The sequence below is a fragment of the Streptomyces sp. TRM49041 genome, assembly GCF_008271805.1.
Taxonomy (GTDB): Bacteria; Actinomycetota; Actinomycetes; order Streptomycetales; family Streptomycetaceae; genus Streptomyces.
The window spans coordinates 1-20030 of sequence record NZ_VSRY01000148.1; the positions used below are offsets into that span (position 1 = coordinate 1).

The window sequence follows — 20030 nt, forward strand, 5'->3', positions numbered from 1 at the left end:
TCAGCCTTCGTCGCCTTCGTCGTCGCCCTCGAAGAAGTCGCCGACCTCGTCGACGATCTCCGCCGCGACCAGGCCGCCCGCCACGCCGACCGCCACGCCCGCGGCGCCGGCCGCGATGGCCGTGCCCATGCCGGGGCCGGAGCGATGCCCGTCGCCGTGCCCGTGGTGGCCGTGGTGGCCGTGGTGGTCGCCCTTGTGCGCATAGGGGTCGCTGTGGCCGTACGCGCCGTGGGCTCCGTGGCCGCCGTGCGCGGAGTGGCGCTCCACGAGCTGGTGCACCCACGACTCGACCAGGGCGTTCCAGTCGGTGTGGCCGACATCCTGGTGGCTGACGGTGAAGCGGTTCAGCGCGTCGTGGCCGCCGGAGAAGAGGCCGCCGCGCTTGTCGGCCTCCAGGACGACCTCCATGCCGCCCGGGTTGGCGAGGAAGGTGACCTCGATCTCGTTGACCTGGTGCGCGTACTGCGGCGCCGGGGTCATCTCGATCTCCTGGTAGAACGGCAGCTGCTGGCCGGTGCCGCCGATGCGGCCGTACTCCAGGTCGGCCGACTTGAAGCCGAAGCCGAGCTGCCCGAACGCCTCCAGGACCGCCTCCTGCGCGGGCAGCGGCCCGACGGCGAGCGGGTCCATGTCGCCCTTGTCCTTCGCGCCGGCCACGCCCAGCTCGGTGCGCACACCGAGAACGATGCCGAGGGCCTGCCCGTAGAGCTCGTTGACCGGCGTCTCCCACGGCAGGTGCACGCTGAACGGCACGCTGCGCTGCTCGCCCTCGGTCAGGCGGAAGCCACCGGCCACGGTGAACCGTTCGAAGGCGACCACGCCCTCGGACTCCCCGTCGTCGTGCTCGGCCTCGACGCGGGCGACGAGTTCGAGCGTGATGTGCTCGATGTCGAAGTCGGCCTTGCCGCCCTTGAGGCGTACCTCGCCTGTGAGGGCGCCCCCCGGCTGGACCGCTCCGGGTGTGAGGACCGTGTCCACCGAGGGGCCGCCGATGCCGACCGAGCCGAGCAGTCGCTTGAACACCATCGTGGCGTTCACTCCTTCATGATGCGCGTTGCTGTACGGAGAGAGAGGGGCCGTCGCCACCGGCCTGGCCGGCGGTGGTGGTGGCGGCGGCCCCGGAGAGAGCTACTTCGACGCCGCGTCGAGGGCGGCCAGCGCCTGGGCCCAGCGGACGTACTTCAGATCGGCGAGGTCGGCCACCGTCTTCACACCGAACGCCTCCTTCAGGAGCTCGCCGTCCCGCTCGGACACGCCCTTCAGCGCGCCCACGGGTGCGGCGAGGATCTCCGGCAGGCTCTTGTCCGCCCACGCCTTGTCCAGCACCTTGTCCAGATCTATCGAAGCCACGAAGGCCCTCCCGCGAGTGATGGAGCGGTCCGGTGTGGCGTCAACCGCCATGAAGGCATGCCCTTCTGACGCTCCGTACCGCTTTTGGTCTACATACATGTAGAAGCATAGAGCTGGTCGTCGTTCAGTGGGGGAAACGCCCGGGTGAACGGACGGTGTACGGCACAGATCCGGCCAATCTGTCGCAAGCGGCTGCCTACCCCCGCGTCCGTGGGCTCACGCCCCGTCGCCGTGCGCGAGGCGGGCGGGGTTCACGCGACCGGCGGAGTGCGGAACACACGGGGATGCGTCGGCGTTCTCTACACGGGCGTAGAGCCGGAGCCTGCGGGTCTTCCCGGACGCTTTGCCTCCCCTTTACCATGACGGGAAGTCCGTCCCATCCCGCCAGACCCCCCGAGGGCCGCCCGCCGGTGGTCCTCCGCAGTGAGAAGGAGCAGCAGACCCGCAATGGGTGAACCTCCCAGTACCGGCTGTGCCGCACCCCGCCCGCTCATGACCGAGGGACGGGGGGTGGCACGGTGACCGAAGTGCTCCTGCTGCTTCTCGCTCTCGCGTTGACGCTCGCCTGCGCCGTGTTCGTCGCGGCCGAGTTCTCCCTGACGACAGTGGAGCGCGCCGACCTGGAGCGCGCCGCCGAAGCCGGTGAGCGCGGTGCCGAGAGCGCCCTGAAGGCTGCCAAGCGGCTCACCTTCCAGCTGTCCGGCGCCCAGCTCGGCATCACCGTGACGTCGCTGATCATCGGCATGCTCGCCGAGCCGTCCGTCTCGGTGCTGCTGCGCGGCCCGCTCCAGGCCGTCGGCCTGCCGGAAGGGGCCGTGTCGTCCGTGGCGACCTTCCTGGGTGTGGCCGTCTCGACGGTCGTGTTGATGGTGGTCGGCGAGCTGGTGCCGAAGAACTGGGCGATCTCCCGCCCCCTGGCCGTGGCCAAGGTCGTGGCGGCGCCGCAGCGCGGCTTCACCGCCGCGTTCGGCCCGCTGATCCACCACCTGAACAACACGGCGAACCGCCTCGTACGCCGCTTCGGCCTGGAACCGGCCGAGGAGCTGGCCTCCGCCCGTACACCGGAGGAGCTGGTCGCGCTCGCGAAGCACTCCGCCCGCGAGGGCGCCATCGAGGCGGACTCCGCGGAGCTGTTCGTACGCACCCTGCACCTGGGCGAGCTGACCGCCGAGAACGTCATGACACCGCGCGTCGACGTCAAGGCCCTGGAGGTCCACGCCACGGCGGCCGACGCGGCGAACCTGACCCTGGCCACCGGCCTGTCCCGATTCCCCGTCTACCGCGACAGCCTCGACGAGGTCGTCGGCACCGTCCACATCCGCGACGTCCTGGCCGTGGACGAGGACAGGCGCCCGCTCACCCCGGTCGCCGACCTCGCCACCGAGCCGCTGCTCGTCCCGCACTCCCTGCCGGTCGACAGACTCCTCGGCAGGCTGCGCCGCGCCCGCACCATGGCCGTGGTCATCGACGAGTACGGCGGCACCGCCGGCGTCGCCACGGTCGAGGACATCGTCGAGGAGGTCGTCGGCGAGGTACGCGACGAGCACGACCCGGACGAGACCCCCGACCTCGCCGAGGACGCCCCGGCCCCCGACGGCCGCCGCGTCTGGCAGGCCGAGGGCAGCGTCCGCCTCGACCGGCTCGCCGAGATCGGCTTCACCGTCCCCGACGGACCGTACGAAACGCTGGCCGGCCTGATCGCCACCCGACTGGAGCGCATCCCCACCGTGACCGACCGCCTCGACATCGACGGCTGGCAGCTCGCCGTGCTGCACGTCGAGCACCACCGCGCCGACCGCGTACGCGTCACCGGTCCCGCCCCCCGGGTGGCCGACCCGGCTGCCGCGACGGCGAAGGAGAAGGTGGCCGGATGACCACCCTCCAGCTCCTGATCGGCGCGCTCACTCTCCTCACCAACGCGTTCTTCGTCGGCGCCGAGTTCGCCCTGATCTCCGTACGCCGCAGCCAGATCGAACCCGCCGCCCTCAAGGGCAACCGCCGGGCGAAGACCACCCTGTGGGGCCTGGAGCACCTGTCGGCGATGATGGCGACCGCCCAGCTCGGCATCACCGTCTCCTCCCTGGTCCTGGGCGCGGTCGCCGAACCGGCCATCGCCCACCTGCTGGAACCGCCGTTCCAGGCCGTCGGCGTGCCCGGGGGACTGATCCACCCGATCGCCTTCGTCATCGCCCTGACCCTGGCGACCTACCTGCACATGCTGATCGGCGAGATGGTCCCGAAGAACATCGCCCTGGCCGCCCCGGCGCCCACGGCCCTGCTCCTCGGCCCGCCGCTCGTCGCCCTCACCCGGGCCCTGCGCCCCGTCGTCTTCGGCATCAACGCCTTCGCCAACGCGATCCTGCGGCTGCTGAAGGTCGAGCCGAAGGACGAGATCTCCTCCGTCTACACCGACGACGAACTCGTCCGCCTGGTCAAGGACTCCAGCGAGGCCGGCCTCCTCGGCCCCGAGGACGGCGACCGTCTGCGCGACGCCCTCGAACTGGGCACCCGCCCGGTCGGCGAGGTCATGGTCCCGCTGAACCGCGTGGTCACCGTCGGCCACGGCATCACCCCGCGGGAGCTGGAGCGGACCGCGGCCGCGAACGGCTTCTCCCGCCTGCCCGTCACCGGGCCCGGCGGCACGATCCTCGGCTACCTCCACATCAAGGACGCCCTCGGCGCCGCCGACCGCACCAAGCCGTTCCCGCGCGCCGCGCTGCACCCGGTCACCAAGGTCGCCCTCGACACCCCCCTGGACGACACCATGACCGCCATGCGCGCCGCCGGCACCCACCTGGCCGCCGTCACCGGCAACAAGGGCACCGTCATCGGCTTCGTCACCATGGAGGACGTCCTGGAGGAACTCGTCGGTCCTACCCCCGACACCGCCACCACGGCCTGACGTAACGAACCGAGCGCCGGCCTGCCGCATCCGGCCTGTTCGGCCACGAGTTCGCCGACGAGTTCGCCGACGAGTTCGTCAAGCGGTTCGCCAACGCCGCCTGGCGCGAGTACACCGTGTCCGGCCCAGCCCGGCCCAGGTCCTTCGATCCGGGCCGGGCCCGCGCCTGTCCGTGACAGCGTGCTCACCGGCATCACGTACCGCTCGACCGGTGCTCCTCCCGCTTCCGGGCCGGAGGCAGATTGCCCGTGCCGTACGCGAGGAACCCGGAGCCCGTGAACGACGTGTCGTTTCCGGTGCCGCTGTGGGTGTGGGCCGCGCTCACCATCGGCATCGTCGTGATGCTGGTGATCGATCTGCTGGCCCACCGCGACAACCACGTGATCGGGCTGCGCGAGGCCACTCTGTGGAGTGCGGGCTGGATCGCCGCCGGTCTGTGCTTCGGTCTGATCCTGCTCGTGTGGCAGGACGGGGAGGTCGCGTCCACCTACTACGCCGGCTATCTGATCGAGAAGGCGCTGTCGATCGACAACGTCTTCGTCTTCGCGTTGGTGTTCTCGTTCTTCGGCGTCCCCGACGCCTACCAGCACAAGGTGCTGTTCCTGGGCGTCATCGGCGCCCTCGTGGCCAGGCTGGTGTTCATCTTCCTCGGGGCCGAGCTGCTGACGGCGTTCTTCTGGGCCGCGTACGTGTTCGGCGCGTTCCTCGTCTGGACCGGCTGGAAGATGGCCGTCGCGAAGGACCTGGAGGTACACCCGGAGAGCAACCCGGTGGTCCGCCTGGTCAAGAAGATCGTTCCCACGGACACGCGGTTCCACGGTGCCCGGTTCTTCACCCGGGTCGGCGGGCGGCGCGTGGCGACGCTGCTGTTCGTGGCACTCGTCGCGATCGAGGCGTCCGATCTCGTCTTCGCCGTCGACTCCGTGGCCGCCGTTCTCGCGATCACCACCCACACCTTCCTGGTGTGGACCGCCAACGCGTTCGCCATCCTGGGGCTGCGCAGCCTGTACTTCTGCCTTGCCGGACTCCTGCGCCGCTTCGCGTACCTGCACTACGGACTGGCCGTCCTGCTGGCGTTCGCGGGCGTCAAGATGATCCTTGCGGAGACCCCGGTCGGCAAGCTCCCCATCTGGCTCACCCTCACCGTCATCGCCGCGACCATCACCGTCTCCATCGGCTGGTCCCTGCTGACCACGCGCCAAGGCCGGAGCGACGAGCGGCCGCGCTCCGCCGGTTCAGCGGGCGTCGGCGCGGAACACCCCTGCCCGGACCCGGGGGGCGAACGGGGCGCAGAAGGCGGTCAGGTGCCCCCGTAGGACCGCGGGCGGCCCTCGCCGAAGGCGCGCCCGCCCCTGTCGTCAGCGCCCGCCCCCTGTCATCCCTCGCCCCGTACGACGGCGACCGGGCATTCGGCGTGGTGCAGCACGGCCTGGCTGACCGATCCGAGCAGAAGTCCCGTGAAGCCGCCGCGCCCCCGGGCTCCCACGACCAGCAGTTGGGCGCTCCGGCCGGCCTCGATCAGCACCTCACGGCTACCGCCGCGCACGACTCTGCGCTCGACCGGGACGTCCGGATACCTCTCCCGGCGCCCCGCGAGCGCCTGGCCCAGCAGGCCCCCTCACTCTCCGCGAGAGCGCCCGGTGCGTTCGCGTACGGGCATGGAAGGGTCCTGCGGCGGGGGTGCCGGCGCGTCCCGCACCACCATCACGGGACACCGGCCGTGCGATTCTCCGGCGTGCGGGAGAACGCCGTATTCACCACGTGTGGCCCGTGTGGTCCGTGTGGCCTGCCGGGCTTGCGAGTGATTCGCTACCGGCGCCTAGTGGATGGTGGAGGGAGCCACCCGGCTCTCGACGACCCTCCATGGAAGGTCTGACCGATGGGCCGCTATGTCCGCACGCCGTTCGCACTGGCTGGAATCGTTCTGCTCGCCCTCGCCACCGGGTGCGGCGATGGTGACGGCGACACCGGTGGACAGACGGAGACCGTGCGGCCCCCGACGGGCGCGGCCGAAGTGGCCGTCCGCTCCACCGGCATCGGTGACATCGTCGTGGACGCCGAAGGCCGCACGCTCTACCTGTTCGCGTCGGACCGCCCCGGCGAATCGACCTGTTACGACGCCTGCGCCGTGGCGTGGCCTCCGCTGCTCACGGAAGGCAGGCCGACGGCGGGCGAAGGGGTCCGGTCCGAGCTGCTCGGCACCATGGTCCGGGAGGGTGGGGAGACAGCCGTCACCTATGACGGTCAGCCCCTGTACTACTTCCAGGGTGACGACGAGCCGGGTGATCTGGAGGGCCAGGCCATCGACCAGTTCGGCGCCAAGTGGTTCGTCGTGGCGCCCGACGGTGATCGGATCACGAAGACGCCGCCGGACGGGGACACGCCCGGCTACTGATCCGCGCCTGCCCTTACGGCGCGCACACCGCACCGGCGGCGACGTGCTCATGACCTGATTCTCCGGCGCCCGGAGTCCGGCGCACGGGGTGAACGGGGTGAACGGGGTGAACGGGGTGAACGGGGCCCCGCCCTCTTCCCGTGGGCGCGGGGCGCTGTCCGTGGGTGAGCCGTGTCTCACCCCGGTGCGGGCGCTTGTTTATGCAACGAGTTGCATATGAAGATCTGGGTATGGCGCTCGAACACGCGATCCTTGTGTCCCTGCTGGAGAAGCCGGGCTCCGGATATGAGCTGGCGCGTCGGTTCGAGCGGTCCATCGGCTACTTCTGGACCGCCACCCACCAGCAGATCTACCGCGTGCTCAAGCGCATGGAGAGCGACGGCTGGGTCGATGTCCGGGAGGTGCCGCAGCAGGGCCGTCCGGACAAGAAGGAGTACTCCGTCGCCGACCTCGGACGCGCCGCCCTGTCCGAGTGGCTGCACCAGCCGATCGAACCCGAGAGCGTCCGCCACGACCTCGCCGTGAAGATCCGGGGCGCGGCCTTCGACGACCCCGCCGCCCTGATCCGTGAAGTGGAGCGCCACCGGCAGGTGCACACCGAGCGCCTCGCGCACTACCTCGCGGGAGAGGTACGGGACTTCACCGGACCGCAGGCCCTCAGCGCCACCGCCGCCGGCCGGCCCGACGCCGGTCGGGAGCTCCAGCATGTCGTACTGCGCGGCGGCGTCGCGTACGAACGGATGACGCTCGCCTGGCTCGACGACGTCCTCGCCACCCTGTACCGGCTCACCCCCCGCGCCGACCCGGGCCCACCATGACCACCTTCAGCATCACCACCCCTCATCCCAAGCCGGAAAGGCGGACACCCATGGCCGACCCGCTGCTGTTCAACCCGCGCACCTACGACCCGGCGCACTTCGACCCCGAGACCCGCCGGCTGCTGCGCGCCACCGTCGACTGGTTCGAAGACCGCGGCAAGCGCAAGCTGATCGAGGACTACCGCTCGCGCGCCTGGCTGGCGGACTTCCTCGCCTTCGCGGCCGAGGAAGGGCTGTTCGCGACCTTCCTGACCCCTGCCTCCGCCGCCGACGGGCAGCCGGACAAGCGATGGGACACCGCCCGGATCGCCGCCCTCAACGAGATCTTCGGCTTCTACGGTCTCGACTACTGGTACGCCTGGCAGGTCACCATCCTCGGCCTCGGCCCGGTCTGGCAGAGCGACAACACCGCCGCCCGCGCCCGTGCGGCGGAACTGCTCGCGCAGGGCGAGGTGTTCGCCTTCGGCCTGTCCGAGAAGAACCACGGCGCCGACATCTACTCCACCGACATGCTGCTGGAGCCCGACGGCGAGGGCGGCTTCCGAGCCACCGGCTCCAAGTACTACATCGGCAACGGCAACGCCGCCGGACTCGTCTCCGTCTTCGGCCGCCGCACGGATGTCGAAGGCCCGGACGGCTATGTGTTCTTCGCCGCCGACAGCCGTCACCCGGCCTACCACCTGGTGAAGAACGTCGTCGATTCCTCCAAGTACGTCAGCGAGTTCCGCCTGGAGGACTACCCGGTCGTCCCGGAGGACGTCCTCCACACCGGCCGCGCCGCCTTCGACGCCGCCCTCAACACGGTGAACGTCGGCAAGTTCAACCTGTGCACCGCCTCCATCGGCATCTGCGAGCACGCGATGTACGAGGCCGTCACCCACGCGCAGAACCGCATCCTCTACGGCCGCCCCGTCACCGCCTTCCCGCACGTGCGCCGCGAGCTGACCGACGCGTATGTGCGCCTCGTCGGTATGAAGCAGTTCAGCGACCGCGCCGTCGACTACTTCCGCTCCGCCGGCCCCGACGACCGCCGGTACCTCCTCTTCAACCCGATGACGAAGATGAAGGTGACCACGGAGGGTGAGAAGGTCATCGACCTGATGTGGGACGTCATCGCCGCCAAGGGCTTCGAGAAGGACAACTACTTCGCCCAGGCGGCCGTCGAGATCCGCGGCCTGCCGAAGCTGGAAGGCACGGTTCATGTCAACCTGGCCCTCATCCTGAAGTTCATGCGCAACCACCTGCTCGATCCCGCGGAGTACGAGCCGGTCCCGACCCGCCTCGACGCGGCCGACGACACGTTCCTCTTCCGCCAGGGGCCGGCCCGCGGCCTGGGCTCCGTACGCTTCCACGACTGGCGCGACGCCTACGACGCGTACACGCACCTGCCCAATGTCGGCCGCTTCCGCGAACAGGCCGACGCGCTGTGCGAGTTCGTCGCCACCGCCGCCCCCGACGAGGAGCAGAGCCGTGACCTCGACCTCCTCCTCGCCGTCGGGCAGCTGTTCGCGCTCGTCGTCCACGGTCAGCTGATCCTGGAACAGGCGCGGCAGACGGGGCTCGACGAGGACGTCCTCGACGAACTCTTCGCCGTCCTCGTACGTGACTTCTCCGCGCATGCCGTCGAGTTGCACGGCAAGGACTCCGCCACCGAGCAGCAGCAGCTCTGGTCGCTGGCCGCCGTCCGGCGCCCGGTCGTCGACGAAGCACGCTCGGCCCGGGTCTGGGAGCGCGTCGAGGCGCTGTCCGGGGCGTACGAGATGGCGCCGTAACCCCACCGGGTCGCCGCCCTCAGCCACCCCGGCGGGGGCCGAGGGCGGCGGCCCTCCGGGCAGCCCCCGGGAAGCGCGCCGGCCCCGCGACAGACGGGGCCGTCAGCACGGCGCCGCACCGCGCACACGCGAACACGGACATGCGTCCTCCCCTTCCACCGAGCCCCTGGACACGAGCCCCCGGTCACCCGTGCCCGGGGGTTCGCTCGATCGGCCCGTGCGGCTCGCGGAGTCCGCGACACCGACCCACGATAAAGGCTCAGGGCCGACCGTGGTGCGCGCTCCGGACACGGCGGCCGCCGCTTGCTCTCGCGAAGGAAGGGCCTGCCGGATGACCTCTTCGACACGCATATCCCAGTCGGCGTTCGACGGCTCCAGGCTGCGAGTTCTCCTGCTCGTCGATCTCCACGAAGGCACCCAGCAAGAGTTCCTCGACGCGTACGAGCACATGCGCGAGCAGGTCGCGTCGGTTCCGGGGCACATCAGTGACCAGCTGTGCCAGTCCCTGGAGAACCCGTCCCAGTGGCTCATCGCGAGCGAATGGGACAGTGCTCCGCCGTTCCTCGCCTGGGTGAACAGCGAACAGCACCTCGAGACGGTCAGGCCCATGCAGAACTGTGTCCGTGACATCCGGTCGATGCGTTACAACATCCTCCGCGAGACCGGCCGGCGCGTCCCGCCCACCGTCGGGACCGCCGACGGGAACCAGGCGCCCGCACACGTGGGCGACGGGGTGACGCGCCATGCGCTCACCTTCACCGTCAAGCCCGGCTCCGAGTCGAAGGTCGCGGAGATCCTGGCCGGATACGCACCGCCGGAGGCCCGCGTCGACGACTCCACGCAGCTGCGCCGCACCACGCTGTTCATGCACGGCAACCGCGTCGTACGCACCGTCGAGGTGCGGGGCGATCTGCCGGCGGCCCTGCGCCATGTCTCGCGTCAGCCCGAGGTGCGGGCCGTCGAGGAAGCCATCAATCCGTATCTGGAACAGAACAGGGATCTGAACGACCCCGAGTCGGCCCGGGCCTTCTTCACCCGTGCGGCCATGCCTGCCGTGCACCATGTGGCACGTGGCGGTCCGGAACCGGCCGACCTGCGGCGCCACGCGCTGTACTACCCGGCCCGGGAGGGCTGTGGGATGGCGCTGGCCCGGCTGCTCTCCCAGCAGGACGAGACCGCCGCGAACGACCCCGCCGGTCCGGTGCACCGCAGCACCGTCTTCCACCGGGACCACATCGTCGTCCGGCTCGTCGACCTGTCGTGCGACCCCGAAGCCGATCCTGTCATGGCGCTCGGCATCCAGGGCACCAGAAAGGCCGCCGTGCTGGCCCGTCTGCTCGACGGTGCCGCACTCGGCCTGGAAGGACCGCTCACGAGCGAACGGGACGCGATCCGCCTCCTGGCGCACGCCGACATGACGCTCATCACCGATCGCAGGGCTGCCCAGTCCTGACCGCGCACGGATCTCACCCGCACCGCCGAATCTGGAGACGACGGACTATGTACAAGACGCGCCCGCGCATCGTGGACCTGAGCGAGACCGAGCCCAACCGTAAGCGCGGCGGCGACCTGCGCACCCTGCTCACGCCCGTATCGGTGGGCTCGACGAGCGGATTCATGGGCCTGGCCATCATGCAGCCCGGTGAACGCATCAGCGAGCACTACCACCCGTACTCCGAGGAGTTCGTCTACGTCGTCCAGGGCGAGCTCGAAGTCGACCTGGATGGCGAGACGTTGCCCATCCGCCCCGACCAGGGCCTCATGATCCCCATCAATATGCGGCACCGCTTCCGCAACGTCGGTGACGAGGAGGCCCGCATGGTGTTCCATCTGGGGCCGCTGGCTCCGAAACCGAGCCTCGGCCACGTCGACACGGAGGCCGTGGCGGAGAGCGAGGACCTCAAACCGTACCCGGTCGTGCAGGAGGAGGCCGCGCAGCCGGAACGACGTGAGGTCCCATCGTGACCCGGAGAGTGGCGGTCACCGGTATCGGCGTCGTCGCCCCCGGCGGGATCGGGGTGCCGGCGTTCTGGGACCTCCTCTCCAACGGCCGTACCGCGACGCGCGGCATCACCCTGTTCGATCCCGAGGGGCTGCGTTCCCGTATCGCGGCCGAGTGCGACTTCGACCCGCTCGCGCACGGACTCGAACCCGAACTCGTCGAACGCGCCGACCGTTACATCCAGTTCGCCGTGGCCGCCGCGGCGGAGGCGGTGGCCGACTGCGGCATCGAGTTCGGCAAGGAGGACCCCTGGCGCGTGGCCGTCTCCCTCGGCAGCGCGGTGGGCGGCACGACCCGCCTGGAGAACGACTACGTCCTGGTCAGCGAACGAGGACAACACTGGGACGTCGACCATCGCGCCGCCGGCCCGCAGCTGCACCTGGCGTTCTCGCCGAGCACGCTGGCCTCCGTCGTCGCCGAGCGCTTCGGCGCCCAAGGGCCGGTCCAGACCGTCTCGACCGGCTGCACCTCCGGACTCGACGCGGTGGGCTACGGCTTCCACACCATCGAGGAAGGCCGCGCCGACATCTGCGTCGCCGGAGCGTCGGACTCCCCGATCTCCCCGATCACCATGGCCTGCTTCGACGCCATCAAGGCGACGTCACCGAACAACGACGACCCGGCGCATGCCTCCCGGCCCTTCGACGCACACCGTGACGGATTCGTCATGGGCGAGGGCGCCGCGGTGCTCGTACTCGAGGAACTCGAGCACGCCCGTGCCCGAGACGCGCACATCTACTGCGAGCTCGGTGGCTACGCGACGTTCGGCAACGCGTACCACATGACCGGACTGACCAGCGAGGGCCTGGAGATGGCCCGCGCCATCGACACCGCGCTGGACCACGCCCGCGTGGACCCCTCACACATCGACTACGTCAACGCGCACGGCTCCGGCACCCGCCAGAACGACCGGCACGAGACCGCTGCGGTCAAGCGGTCGCTGGGCGCCCACGCCTACGACACGCCGATGAGCTCCATCAAGTCCATGGTGGGCCACTCGCTCGGTGCGATCGGCGCGATCGAAGTCGTCGCCTGCGTACTGGCCATGGCTCACCAGGTGGTGCCGCCGACGGCGAACTACGAGACCCCGGACCCCGAGTGCGACCTGGACTACGTACCGCGTACCGCACGCCCCCGCGGGCTCGACAACGTGCTCTCCGTGGGCAGCGGCTTCGGCGGGTTCCAGTCCGCGGTTCTCCTGACGGGCCCGGGCGGGAGGAAAAGATGAACGCTCAGCGAACCCGGAGCACCGCGATCACGGGGATCGGTGTGATCGCGCCCAACGGACAGCGTACGGACTCCTACTGGAAGTCCGTCAAGGAGGGCGTGAGCGTACTGGACCGGATCACCCGCGAGGGATGTGGGCACCTTCCGCTCCGCGTCGCCGGCGAGGTCCGCGGATTCGACCCCTCGGCACTCATCGAGGAGAACTTCCTCGTCCAGACCGACCGGTTCAGCCACTTCGCGATGGCCGCCGCCAGTGTCGCCCTGGACGACGCGGGACTGAGCAGCATCGCCGACTCACCGTACTCAGTCGGCGTCGTCACCGCCGCCGGGTCCGGCGGCGGCGAGTTCGGCCAGCGGGAACTGCAGAAGCTGTGGGGACAGGGATCCCGCTTCGTCGGCCCCTACCAGTCCATCGCCTGGTTCTACGCGGCCAGCACGGGCCAGATATCCATCCGCAGCGGCTTCAGGGGCCCCTGCGGTGTGGTGGCCAGCGACGAGGCGGGCGGCCTGGACGCGGTCGCGCACGCCGCCCGGACCGTGCGGCGGGGCATCGATGTCGTCGTGGCCGGGGCGGCCGAGGCGCCGCTCGCCCCGTACTCGATGGTCTGCCAGCTCGGATACCCGGAACTCAGCACCGTCGAGGACCCGGCGCGCGCCTATCGCCCCTTCACCTCGGCGGCCTGCGGCTTCGTGCCCGCCGAGGGCGGTGCCGTGCTGGTCGTCGAGGACGAGGAGCGGGCACGCCGCCGTGACGCGGTCGTCCGCGCCACCGTGGCCGGACACGCCGCCACGTTCACCGGCGCCTCGTGCTGGGACCGGTCCCGGGAGGGACTCGCCCACGCCGTCCGTGGCGCCCTCGACGAGGCCGGCTGCGCACCGGAGGAGATCGACGTGGTCTTCGCCGACGCGATGGGCGTACCGGAGGCGGACCGGGCCGAGGCCCTCGCCCTCGCCGACGCCCTCGGCCCGCACGGCACCCGCGTGCCCGTCACGGCACCCAAGACCGGCATCGGACGGTCCTACTGCGGGGCACCCCTGCTGGACATCGCCGCCGCCGTGATGGCCATGGAACACGGGCAGATCCCGCCGACGCCCAACGTCTTCGACATCTGCCACGAGATCGACCTGGTGACCTCCACGGCACGCCCGGCCGAGCTCCGTACCGCCCTGGTCCTCAGCCGGGGACTCATGGGCTCCAACGCGGCGCTGGTACTGCGCCGCGGTCCGGGAGCCGCCGCCTAGAACGGGCGCCGGCCGCTCGACGCCGTGCGTCGACGGCACCACCTCAGCACCCGGTACGACAAGGAGAAACGCGCATGAACAGTGAAGTGACCGTCGAAGAACTGGCCGCGCTGATGAAGCAGGCCGCCGGAGTCACCGTCGACCCGCAGGACCTGGAGCGTCGTGTGGACACCCCCTTCGACGCGTTCGGGCTGGACTCTCTCGGTCTCCTCGGCATCGTGGGCGAGCTGGAGAACCGGCACGGACGCGCGCTCCCCACCGACGCGGAGCGGAGCAAGAGCCCCCGCGAATTCCTCGACCTCGTCAACAGCACCCTCACGGCTGGAGCCTGAAGTGGCAGGACACACCGAGAACGAGATCACCATCGCCGCACCCGTCGACCTCGTATGGGACATGACCAACGACCTCGAAGGGTGGCCGCAGCTGTTCAGCGAGTACGCCGCCGTCGAGGTGCTGTCCCGCGAGGGCGACACGGTGACCTTCCGACTGACCATGCACCCCGACGAGAGCGGCAAGGTGTGGAGCTGGGTGTCGGAACGGGTCACCGACCGCGAAAAGCTCACCGTCCGCGCCCGCCGCGTCGAACCCGGCCCCTTCGAGTACATGAACATCCTGTGGGAGTACGAGGAGACCCCGAACGGCACCCGGATGTACTGGACACAGGACTTCGCCATGAAGCCCGAGGCCCCGGTCGACGACGCCGGTATGACGGAGATCATCAACCGCAACTCGCCCATCCAGATGGCCCTCATCCGCGACCGCATCGAGCAGGCCGCCGACGAGCGGCGGACACCCGCCACGCCCGCCTGAGCGACGCCGTCGCGGAAGGAGACCTCATGCACCACGCCCTGATCGTCGCCCGGATGGCCCCGCAGTCGGCTCCGGACATCGCCGAGGTCTTCGCGGCCTCCGACCGCGGCGAACTACCGCATCTCGTCGGAGTGACCCGGCGCTCCCTCTTCCAGTTCGGCGATGTGTACATGCACCTCGTCGAAGCCGACCAGGACCCGGGGCCCGCCATCGCGCGAGTGGCCGGGCACCCCGAGTTCCAGGACATCAGCAGAAAGCTCGCAGCGTACGTCAGCCCGTACGACCCGGAGACCTGGCGCGGCCCGAAGGACGCCATGGCGCAGTGCTTCTACCGCTGGGAGCGGGACACGGCCGCCCGGTGACGCGGGGGACACGAGAAGGCCGCTGCCCGCGCCGGGAGGCGCGGGCAGCGGCCTTCTCGCGTGTCTTTCAGGAGCGGGCGAGTGCGGGCATCAACCGCATGGCGTTTCCGCGGTTGATCCCGCGGAGCTGCTGGTCGGAGATGACCGGATCGCTGTCCAGAGCGGGTGCCGCGATGTCGGTGATGACGTGTGCGGGCGTGGGCGGCCAGTCCGTGCCGAAGAGGATACGGCTGGGGTCCACGGTGGCCAGCAGGGTGGGCGTGGACGAGGGTGACATGGGGCCGGCCGTGTCGAAGTAGAACCGGTGAAGGTAATCGCGGACCCGGCCGGGCTCGATCTCAGGAGTGAAGTGCCCTCCGAAGAGTTCGAGGCGGGTCGCGATGTAGGGGAGAAAGCCTCCGCCGTGCGGAAGGATGAACGTGAGGTTCGGATAGCGGTCCAGGGTGCCGTTCTTGATGAGGTTGACGGCGGCACGCGTCGTGTCCATCAGGAAGTCGCACACGAAGGGCGGCATTCCCGGCAGTCCCGCACCGCCGTCCTTCCCCGCCTGCACTTCCATGGGGTGGGTGCTGACGACCGCGGACCGGTCGTTCAGTTCCTTCAGAAGGCTGTCGTGGGAGTCGTCACCGAGGTAGACGCCGTCCATGCTCGTTCTCGTGCTCACCCCGACGGCGCCGAGCTCGTCGAGTCCGTACCGGAGGCTCCATGTGGAGAGTTCCAGGTCGTCGAGGAAGACGGGAGCGAAGAAGGCGAAGCGCGCGGGGTGGCTCTCGACGAGGTCGGCCGCCGCCCGCAGGGCGACACGCGCGCTTTCCTGGCGCTCCGTACGATCGCGGAGCCGTCCGAGCATCGCCACCGTCATCACGGACGTGCCGATGCCCGTCTTGTCCATGACCTCCAGGGCCGCGTTCAGGTCCCAGCGTGTCCACCAGGGGAGCCTTTCGCGGTTGACGACGCCTCGCTCTTCCGCCCAGTCCAGCCAGGCCGGCGCGGTGAAATGATGGTGGACGTCCACTCGGCCCAGGTCGGGACTGTCGTGGGCGGCCACCGCGGGTTCCGTCGATGACGTGCTCGGATTCTGCACGGATGTCATTTGCCACGTCCTCTTCCACAGACGACTACGGGGCGTTCGGCGGGCTGCTCAGCCGCGGCAGAGCACGGTCCGCAGCACATGCGTCAGCGTGCGGTCGGCGTGCGGCTCCGCGGCGGGCGCTCGCCATGCGACGAAACCGTCCGGGCGTACGAGGACGGCTCCGTCCTCGGCCGTGCCGTGCGACTCCGCCCAGTCGGCGTCCGGCTCGGGAACAAGGTCGTGATCAGGGCCGCTTCCCACCAGGTACGCCTCGACGGGAACGCCCAGATTCTCGGCGGCCGCCGCTGCCGCCTTCCGCCACACATGGCCTCTGGACCCCGCGAGGACCACGAAGGAACGCTCGTACAGATCCAGCGTGGAGATCTTGGTGCCTGCTCTCATGACCCACATATGGGGTGCGCGGCTCCCCGGTTCGCCGCCGAGGTGGAATTTCTCGGGCACCACCTGCCGATCCGGGGAGGCGCCCACAACTGCGTTCGACGCATACCTGTAGCAGAGCGCGACGGTCATCAGATCCGCCGGGTCGTCGTTGCGACGCGCGGTGGGATTGAACCCCGGGTGTTGCTCCTCGGCTGCCTGCAGGGACGCCCGTTTGCTCGTCGTGACGGCGACAGGCCGTCGTTCGTCCTGGTAGCTGTCGAGCAGCGGCGTGCCCGCCCACCCGCGGAGCACCGCGGCAAGCTTCCAGGCAAGGTTGTGCGCGTCCTGAATCCCGGTGTTGGAGCCGAACGCCCCTGTGGGGGGCATTTCATGTGCCGAGTCACCGGCCAGAAAGACCCGGCCCTCTCCGTAGCTGTCCGCGACACGGTCCGAAGCGTGCCAAGGCGCCTTCCCCGTGATCTCGACGTCGATATCCGGTACGCCGGCGGCCGCCCGAATGTGCTCCGTGCAGCGCTCGTTCCCGAAGTCCTCCAGGGATTCGCCGCTGTTAGGAGACCAGGGGACATGAATCACCCATCGCTCCTCGTTGTCCACGGGCAGCAGAGCCCCTTCGCCCCGCGGATCGGTGACGTAGCAGACAACGAAACGCTTATCCCCGACATAGTCCTTGAGCGCCTTGCTGCGGAAGGTGACGCTGACGTTGTGGAACAGGTCACCGCGCCCTGACTGGCCGATACCAAGACTCCTTCGAATGGAACTTCTGGGCCCGTCGGCAGCCACCAGGAAATCAGCCTCAACGGTGTAGGTCTCACCGGTGTCCCGGTCGGTGACCTGGGCCCGAACCCCGTCTCTGTCCTGTGTGAAGGACAGCATCTCCGAGTGGAAGCGGATGTCTCCACACTGTCGGCGGGCATAGTCGAGCAGTACCGGTTCCAGATCGTTCTGACTGCACAGGCACCAGTTGGACGAGCTGACACGGGACAGGTCCGTGCCCGCGGAGATGTCCTGGATGATCCAGCGGCGCTGGTCTCCGGTCAGGGTGTCCACTTGCAGGACACCGTCGTTCCCGGCGAGAGCGAAGGCGGCCTCGCGGATGCCCCGCTCCACTCCCGCCGTCCTGAAGATCTCCATCGTGCGGAGATTGTTTCCGCGGCCGCGTGGGTGCGTCGACGTCCGGGGATGTCGCTCCACGAGAATGTGCTTGATGCCGAGGCGCCCCAAGAAGACTGAGGTGGAAAGACCCACCAGGGATCCGCCTACGATGAGAACCGGTACAGATTCCACTGCTTTTCCGCTCATGGCTTTCCTACCCATCAGGCGGTGCCTGGTCCGGGGAATGGAGGGCTGGACTGTCAATGAGTGTTTACCAAGTGAGCCTTTCACCCGCGACCGGGGCGATTCCCCGATGCGCCGGCCGGGCTAATCGCGTCGACCCGGCCCATATGGCCCAGTGACGTTTGGTTCATCGTGCCGCAGGGGAAACCGTGCCTCTGACCGACGGAACACACCACTCTGCCCAGAGGTGCTCCGACAACGACCAGGACCATCCCTCACAGCTGCAGCCGGCAGCTCGACCCCCGGGACTCGTCATGACGCAAGCGTTCGCATCCGAGGAATTGTCGTCCGAAGGGGCCGCAGCCGCGGCATCGGCGTGCAGTCGGGAATTTCGCGCCGATCCGCATCCCGTGTACGCCACGCTCAGGGCGGCGGCACCCGTATGCCCGCTGTCACCGCCCCATGGTGTCGAGACCTACCTCATCACCCGGTACGACGACGCCCGCGCCGCCCTGGCCGACCCCCGCCTGAGCAAGGACATGTACGGCGCCATCGACGCCTACCACCGCATCTTCGGTGACTCGTCGATCGCCCTGGACGACAACATGCTCTTCTCGGACCCTCCGAAGCACACCAGGCTCAGGCGGATCGTCAGCAGCACCTTCACTCCGAAGCGGGTGGAGTCACTGCGTTCGCGCATCCAGAAGATCACCGACGATCTGCTGGACCGCTGCTCGACGTCGGAGCCCGTGGACCTGCTCCCGGACTTCTGCTTCCCGCTGCCGCTCAACGTCATCTGCGAACTGCTGGGTGTCCCGGAGCACGAACGCAAGCAGGCCCAGGCATGGTCCAGCACCGTCGCCCGGACCGGTTTCGGCCCGGAGGCGCGCAAGGCACTGGAAGTGGCCGAGGGCAACCTGCGCGACTATCTGGTGGAACTGATCGCACGGAAGCGTCAGGAGCCGGACGACGGCCTGCTCAGCGCACTGGTCACGGCGCGGGACCGGGAGGGTTCGCTCACCGACCACGAACTCGTCTCCACAGCGTGGGTCCTGCTCTTCGCGGGCCACAAGACGACGGCGTACCAGATCGGCAACGCCGTCTATCATCTGCTCAGCCGGCCGGAGCAGAAGCGACTGGCGCTCCGGGACGCGAGCGCGACAGCCGAGGCCCTCGAAGAGATCCTCCGGTTCGAGACCTCCGTCGAGAATGCGACCTTCCGCTACGCGAAAGAAGACATCGTGCTCCGCGACACGCTCATCCCCAAGGGCGCGCTCGTCCAGATCTCGCTCACCGCGGCCAACCGCGACCCGGAGGTGTACGACGATCCGGACCGGATGGACGTCCGGCGTCCCAACGTTCAGGCGACCCACCTGTCGTTCGGGCATGGCACCCACTACTGCATCGGCGCGCCTCTGGCCCGTCTGGAGATGCAGACCGCCCTCACCACACTCTTCGGCCGGTACCCGCGCATGGCCCTGACCGGGGCGCCGGAGGACGCACGCTGGCTGACCGTACCGTTCCCCGCCTTCCGCGGCCTGGTGGAACTTCCGGTCGTCCTCGACCCGTCCTGACCGGCCCCGCGGTGAGCCCCGGAGTGGATGACATGGAACCGGATGGCGGCGAGGGGGCTGGAGCCGGCTCCCCGGTACCGGCACGTGTGCGAGTGATCCGCTACCTTCGCGTACGCGAAGGAATGGAGGGGGATTTCGTCACGGCATACCGTGGCGTGCTCGAACGCGCCAAGCGGTTCCCCGGGCATCTGGGGGAGCAACTCTGCCGCTCGACCGACGACTCCGGCCAGTGGTTGCTGACCAGCGAGTGGGAAAGCCTCGAGTCCATCAGACGGTGGCGCGCCGACCCCGATCACACGGCTCTGCTCAAGCCGATGAACGCCTGCCTGCACGACGACCGGTCGACGGCGGTCTTCCACGTCATGAACACGGCGGCGAGTTAGCCCCGGCTGGACGGGCCCGCCACGGTCGGGGTCACGCGGAGAGGCAGAAAGGGTGTCCCGCCGGGTCCAGGAGGACCCGCCACCGGTCGCCGCCGGGCTGTCGGTCCGGCCGCACCGCGCCGAGACTCAGCGCCAGCCGCTCGGTCTCGTCGACGTCCTCGACACGGAAGTCCAGATGGAACTGCTGAGGTACGTCCTGCCCCGGCCACTGCGGGGCGCGGTACCCGTCCACCCGCTGGAAGCCCAGATCACAGTGCGGGGCACCGTCCAGAGCGACGAACTCCTCGGTACTGAAGGACACCCGCATGCCCGTCAACTCCGCGTAGAAGCCCGCCAGCGCCTTCGGGTCGGCACAATCCAGTGTCACTCCGCGCAGTACGGCACTCGCCATCGTCCAGTACCTCACCTTCCATGTCCGGGGGACGCTGGTCGACCTTGTGCCGC

The 20030-nt window shown here is 69.5% G+C and carries 20 protein-coding genes and 1 pseudogene; 15 read left to right on the plus strand and 6 right to left on the minus strand.

The genetic code is table 11. The features are described 5' to 3' along the window. Positions 1-1026, minus strand: coding sequence for a sporulation protein (locus FVS66_RS22555; protein ID WP_149181309.1), 1026 nt, complete (start codon positions 1024-1026; stop codon positions 1-3). A gap of 102 nt (positions 1027-1128) precedes the next feature. Beyond that, positions 1129-1350 (minus strand): hypothetical protein, encoded by a 222-nt coding sequence (locus tag FVS66_RS22560; protein ID WP_149181302.1) that lies wholly within the window; start codon positions 1348-1350, stop codon positions 1129-1131. 518 nt (positions 1351-1868) lie between these two features. On the opposite strand from FVS66_RS22560, the gene FVS66_RS22565 reads away from it, so the two are divergent. The 3 genes from FVS66_RS22565 (at position 1869) to FVS66_RS22575 (ending at position 5568) form a co-directional block, all read left to right on the plus strand. Continuing rightward, complete coding sequence (locus FVS66_RS22565) at positions 1869-3224, plus strand: hemolysin family protein (RefSeq protein ID WP_149183025.1); 1356 nt, start codon at positions 1869-1871, stop codon at positions 3222-3224. Next, on the plus strand, positions 3221-4252 hold the full coding sequence (locus FVS66_RS22570; protein ID WP_149183026.1) for a hemolysin family protein: 1032 nt from the start codon (positions 3221-3223) through the stop codon (positions 4250-4252). Before FVS66_RS22565 ends, FVS66_RS22570 begins: the two co-directional genes overlap by 4 nt. 275 nt (positions 4253-4527) lie before the next feature. After that, the gene (locus FVS66_RS22575; RefSeq protein WP_149183027.1) at positions 4528-5568 is read left to right on the plus strand and encodes a TerC family protein; all 1041 of its coding nucleotides are present in this window, start codon (positions 4528-4530) and stop codon (positions 5566-5568) included. Positions 5569-5627: 59 nt separating this feature from the next. Here FVS66_RS22575 and FVS66_RS22580 read toward each other — a convergent pair. Then, a pseudogene (locus FVS66_RS22580) lies at positions 5628-5942 on the minus strand (universal stress protein); the annotation flags it as partial. 189 nt (positions 5943-6131) lie between these two features. Here FVS66_RS22580 and FVS66_RS22585 point away from each other — a divergent pair. The 10 genes from FVS66_RS22585 (at position 6132) to FVS66_RS22630 (ending at position 14880) form a co-directional block, all read left to right on the plus strand. Then, a complete protein-coding gene (locus tag FVS66_RS22585; protein ID WP_149183028.1) occupies positions 6132-6647 on the plus strand; it encodes a hypothetical protein in 516 nt (171 codons plus the stop codon). Positions 6648-6877: 230 nt separating this feature from the next. Further along, on the plus strand, positions 6878-7465 hold the full coding sequence (locus FVS66_RS22590) for a PadR family transcriptional regulator (protein ID WP_149183029.1): 588 nt from the start codon (positions 6878-6880) through the stop codon (positions 7463-7465). Positions 7466-7515: 50 nt separating this feature from the next. Continuing rightward, a complete protein-coding gene (locus FVS66_RS22595) occupies positions 7516-9237 on the plus strand; it encodes an acyl-CoA dehydrogenase family protein (RefSeq protein ID WP_149183030.1) in 1722 nt (573 codons plus the stop codon). A 331-nt stretch (positions 9238-9568) separates the two neighbouring features. Then, positions 9569-10690: a SchA/CurD-like domain-containing protein gene (locus FVS66_RS22600; RefSeq protein ID WP_149183031.1), complete on the plus strand. Its 1122-nt coding sequence runs from the start codon at positions 9569-9571 to the stop codon at positions 10688-10690. Positions 10691-10737: 47 nt separating this feature from the next. Continuing rightward, positions 10738-11202: a cupin domain-containing protein gene (locus FVS66_RS22605; RefSeq protein ID WP_149183032.1), complete on the plus strand. Its 465-nt coding sequence runs from the start codon at positions 10738-10740 to the stop codon at positions 11200-11202. Next, complete coding sequence (locus FVS66_RS22610; RefSeq protein WP_149183033.1) at positions 11199-12467, plus strand: beta-ketoacyl-[acyl-carrier-protein] synthase family protein; 1269 nt, start codon at positions 11199-11201, stop codon at positions 12465-12467. Before FVS66_RS22605 ends, FVS66_RS22610 begins: the two co-directional genes overlap by 4 nt. Continuing rightward, the gene (locus tag FVS66_RS22615) at positions 12464-13708 is read left to right on the plus strand and encodes a ketosynthase chain-length factor (RefSeq protein ID WP_149183034.1); all 1245 of its coding nucleotides are present in this window, start codon (positions 12464-12466) and stop codon (positions 13706-13708) included. The genes FVS66_RS22610 and FVS66_RS22615 overlap by 4 nt, the downstream gene beginning before the upstream one ends. Before the next feature lie 74 nt (positions 13709-13782). Beyond that, entirely contained in the window at positions 13783-14040 is a 258-nt protein-coding gene (locus tag FVS66_RS22620; protein ID WP_149183035.1) for an acyl carrier protein, read from the plus strand. A gap of 1 nt (position 14041) precedes the next feature. After that, complete coding sequence (locus FVS66_RS22625) at positions 14042-14518, plus strand: SRPBCC family protein (protein ID WP_149183036.1); 477 nt, start codon at positions 14042-14044, stop codon at positions 14516-14518. A 26-nt stretch (positions 14519-14544) separates the two neighbouring features. Further along, complete coding sequence (locus tag FVS66_RS22630; RefSeq protein WP_149183037.1) at positions 14545-14880, plus strand: TcmI family type II polyketide cyclase; 336 nt, start codon at positions 14545-14547, stop codon at positions 14878-14880. A 67-nt stretch (positions 14881-14947) separates the two neighbouring features. Here FVS66_RS22630 and FVS66_RS22635 read toward each other — a convergent pair whose 3' ends face one another. Then, positions 14948-15895 carry an amidohydrolase family protein gene (locus tag FVS66_RS22635; RefSeq protein WP_399226081.1) on the minus strand — a complete coding sequence of 316 codons (948 nt, stop codon included), beginning with the start codon at positions 15893-15895 and terminating at the stop codon, positions 14948-14950. Positions 15896-16021: 126 nt separating this feature from the next. Further along, on the minus strand, positions 16022-17653 hold the full coding sequence (locus tag FVS66_RS22640) for an FAD-dependent monooxygenase (RefSeq protein ID WP_149183050.1): 1632 nt from the start codon (positions 17651-17653) through the stop codon (positions 16022-16024). A 290-nt stretch (positions 17654-17943) separates the two neighbouring features. Between FVS66_RS22640 and FVS66_RS22645 the strand changes: the two genes are divergently transcribed. Both FVS66_RS22645 and FVS66_RS22650 read left to right on the plus strand, forming a co-directional pair. Next, positions 17944-19203: a cytochrome P450 gene (locus FVS66_RS22645; RefSeq protein ID WP_149183039.1), complete on the plus strand. Its 1260-nt coding sequence runs from the start codon at positions 17944-17946 to the stop codon at positions 19201-19203. Positions 19204-19235: 32 nt separating this feature from the next. Further along, positions 19236-19586, plus strand: coding sequence for an antibiotic biosynthesis monooxygenase family protein (locus FVS66_RS22650; protein ID WP_149183040.1), 351 nt, complete (start codon positions 19236-19238; stop codon positions 19584-19586). Between the two features lie 31 nt (positions 19587-19617). Here FVS66_RS22650 and FVS66_RS22655 read toward each other — a convergent pair whose 3' ends face one another. Beyond that, positions 19618-19977: a VOC family protein gene (locus FVS66_RS22655; RefSeq protein ID WP_187645652.1), complete on the minus strand. Its 360-nt coding sequence runs from the start codon at positions 19975-19977 to the stop codon at positions 19618-19620. Positions 19978-20030: the final 53 nt, after the last annotated feature.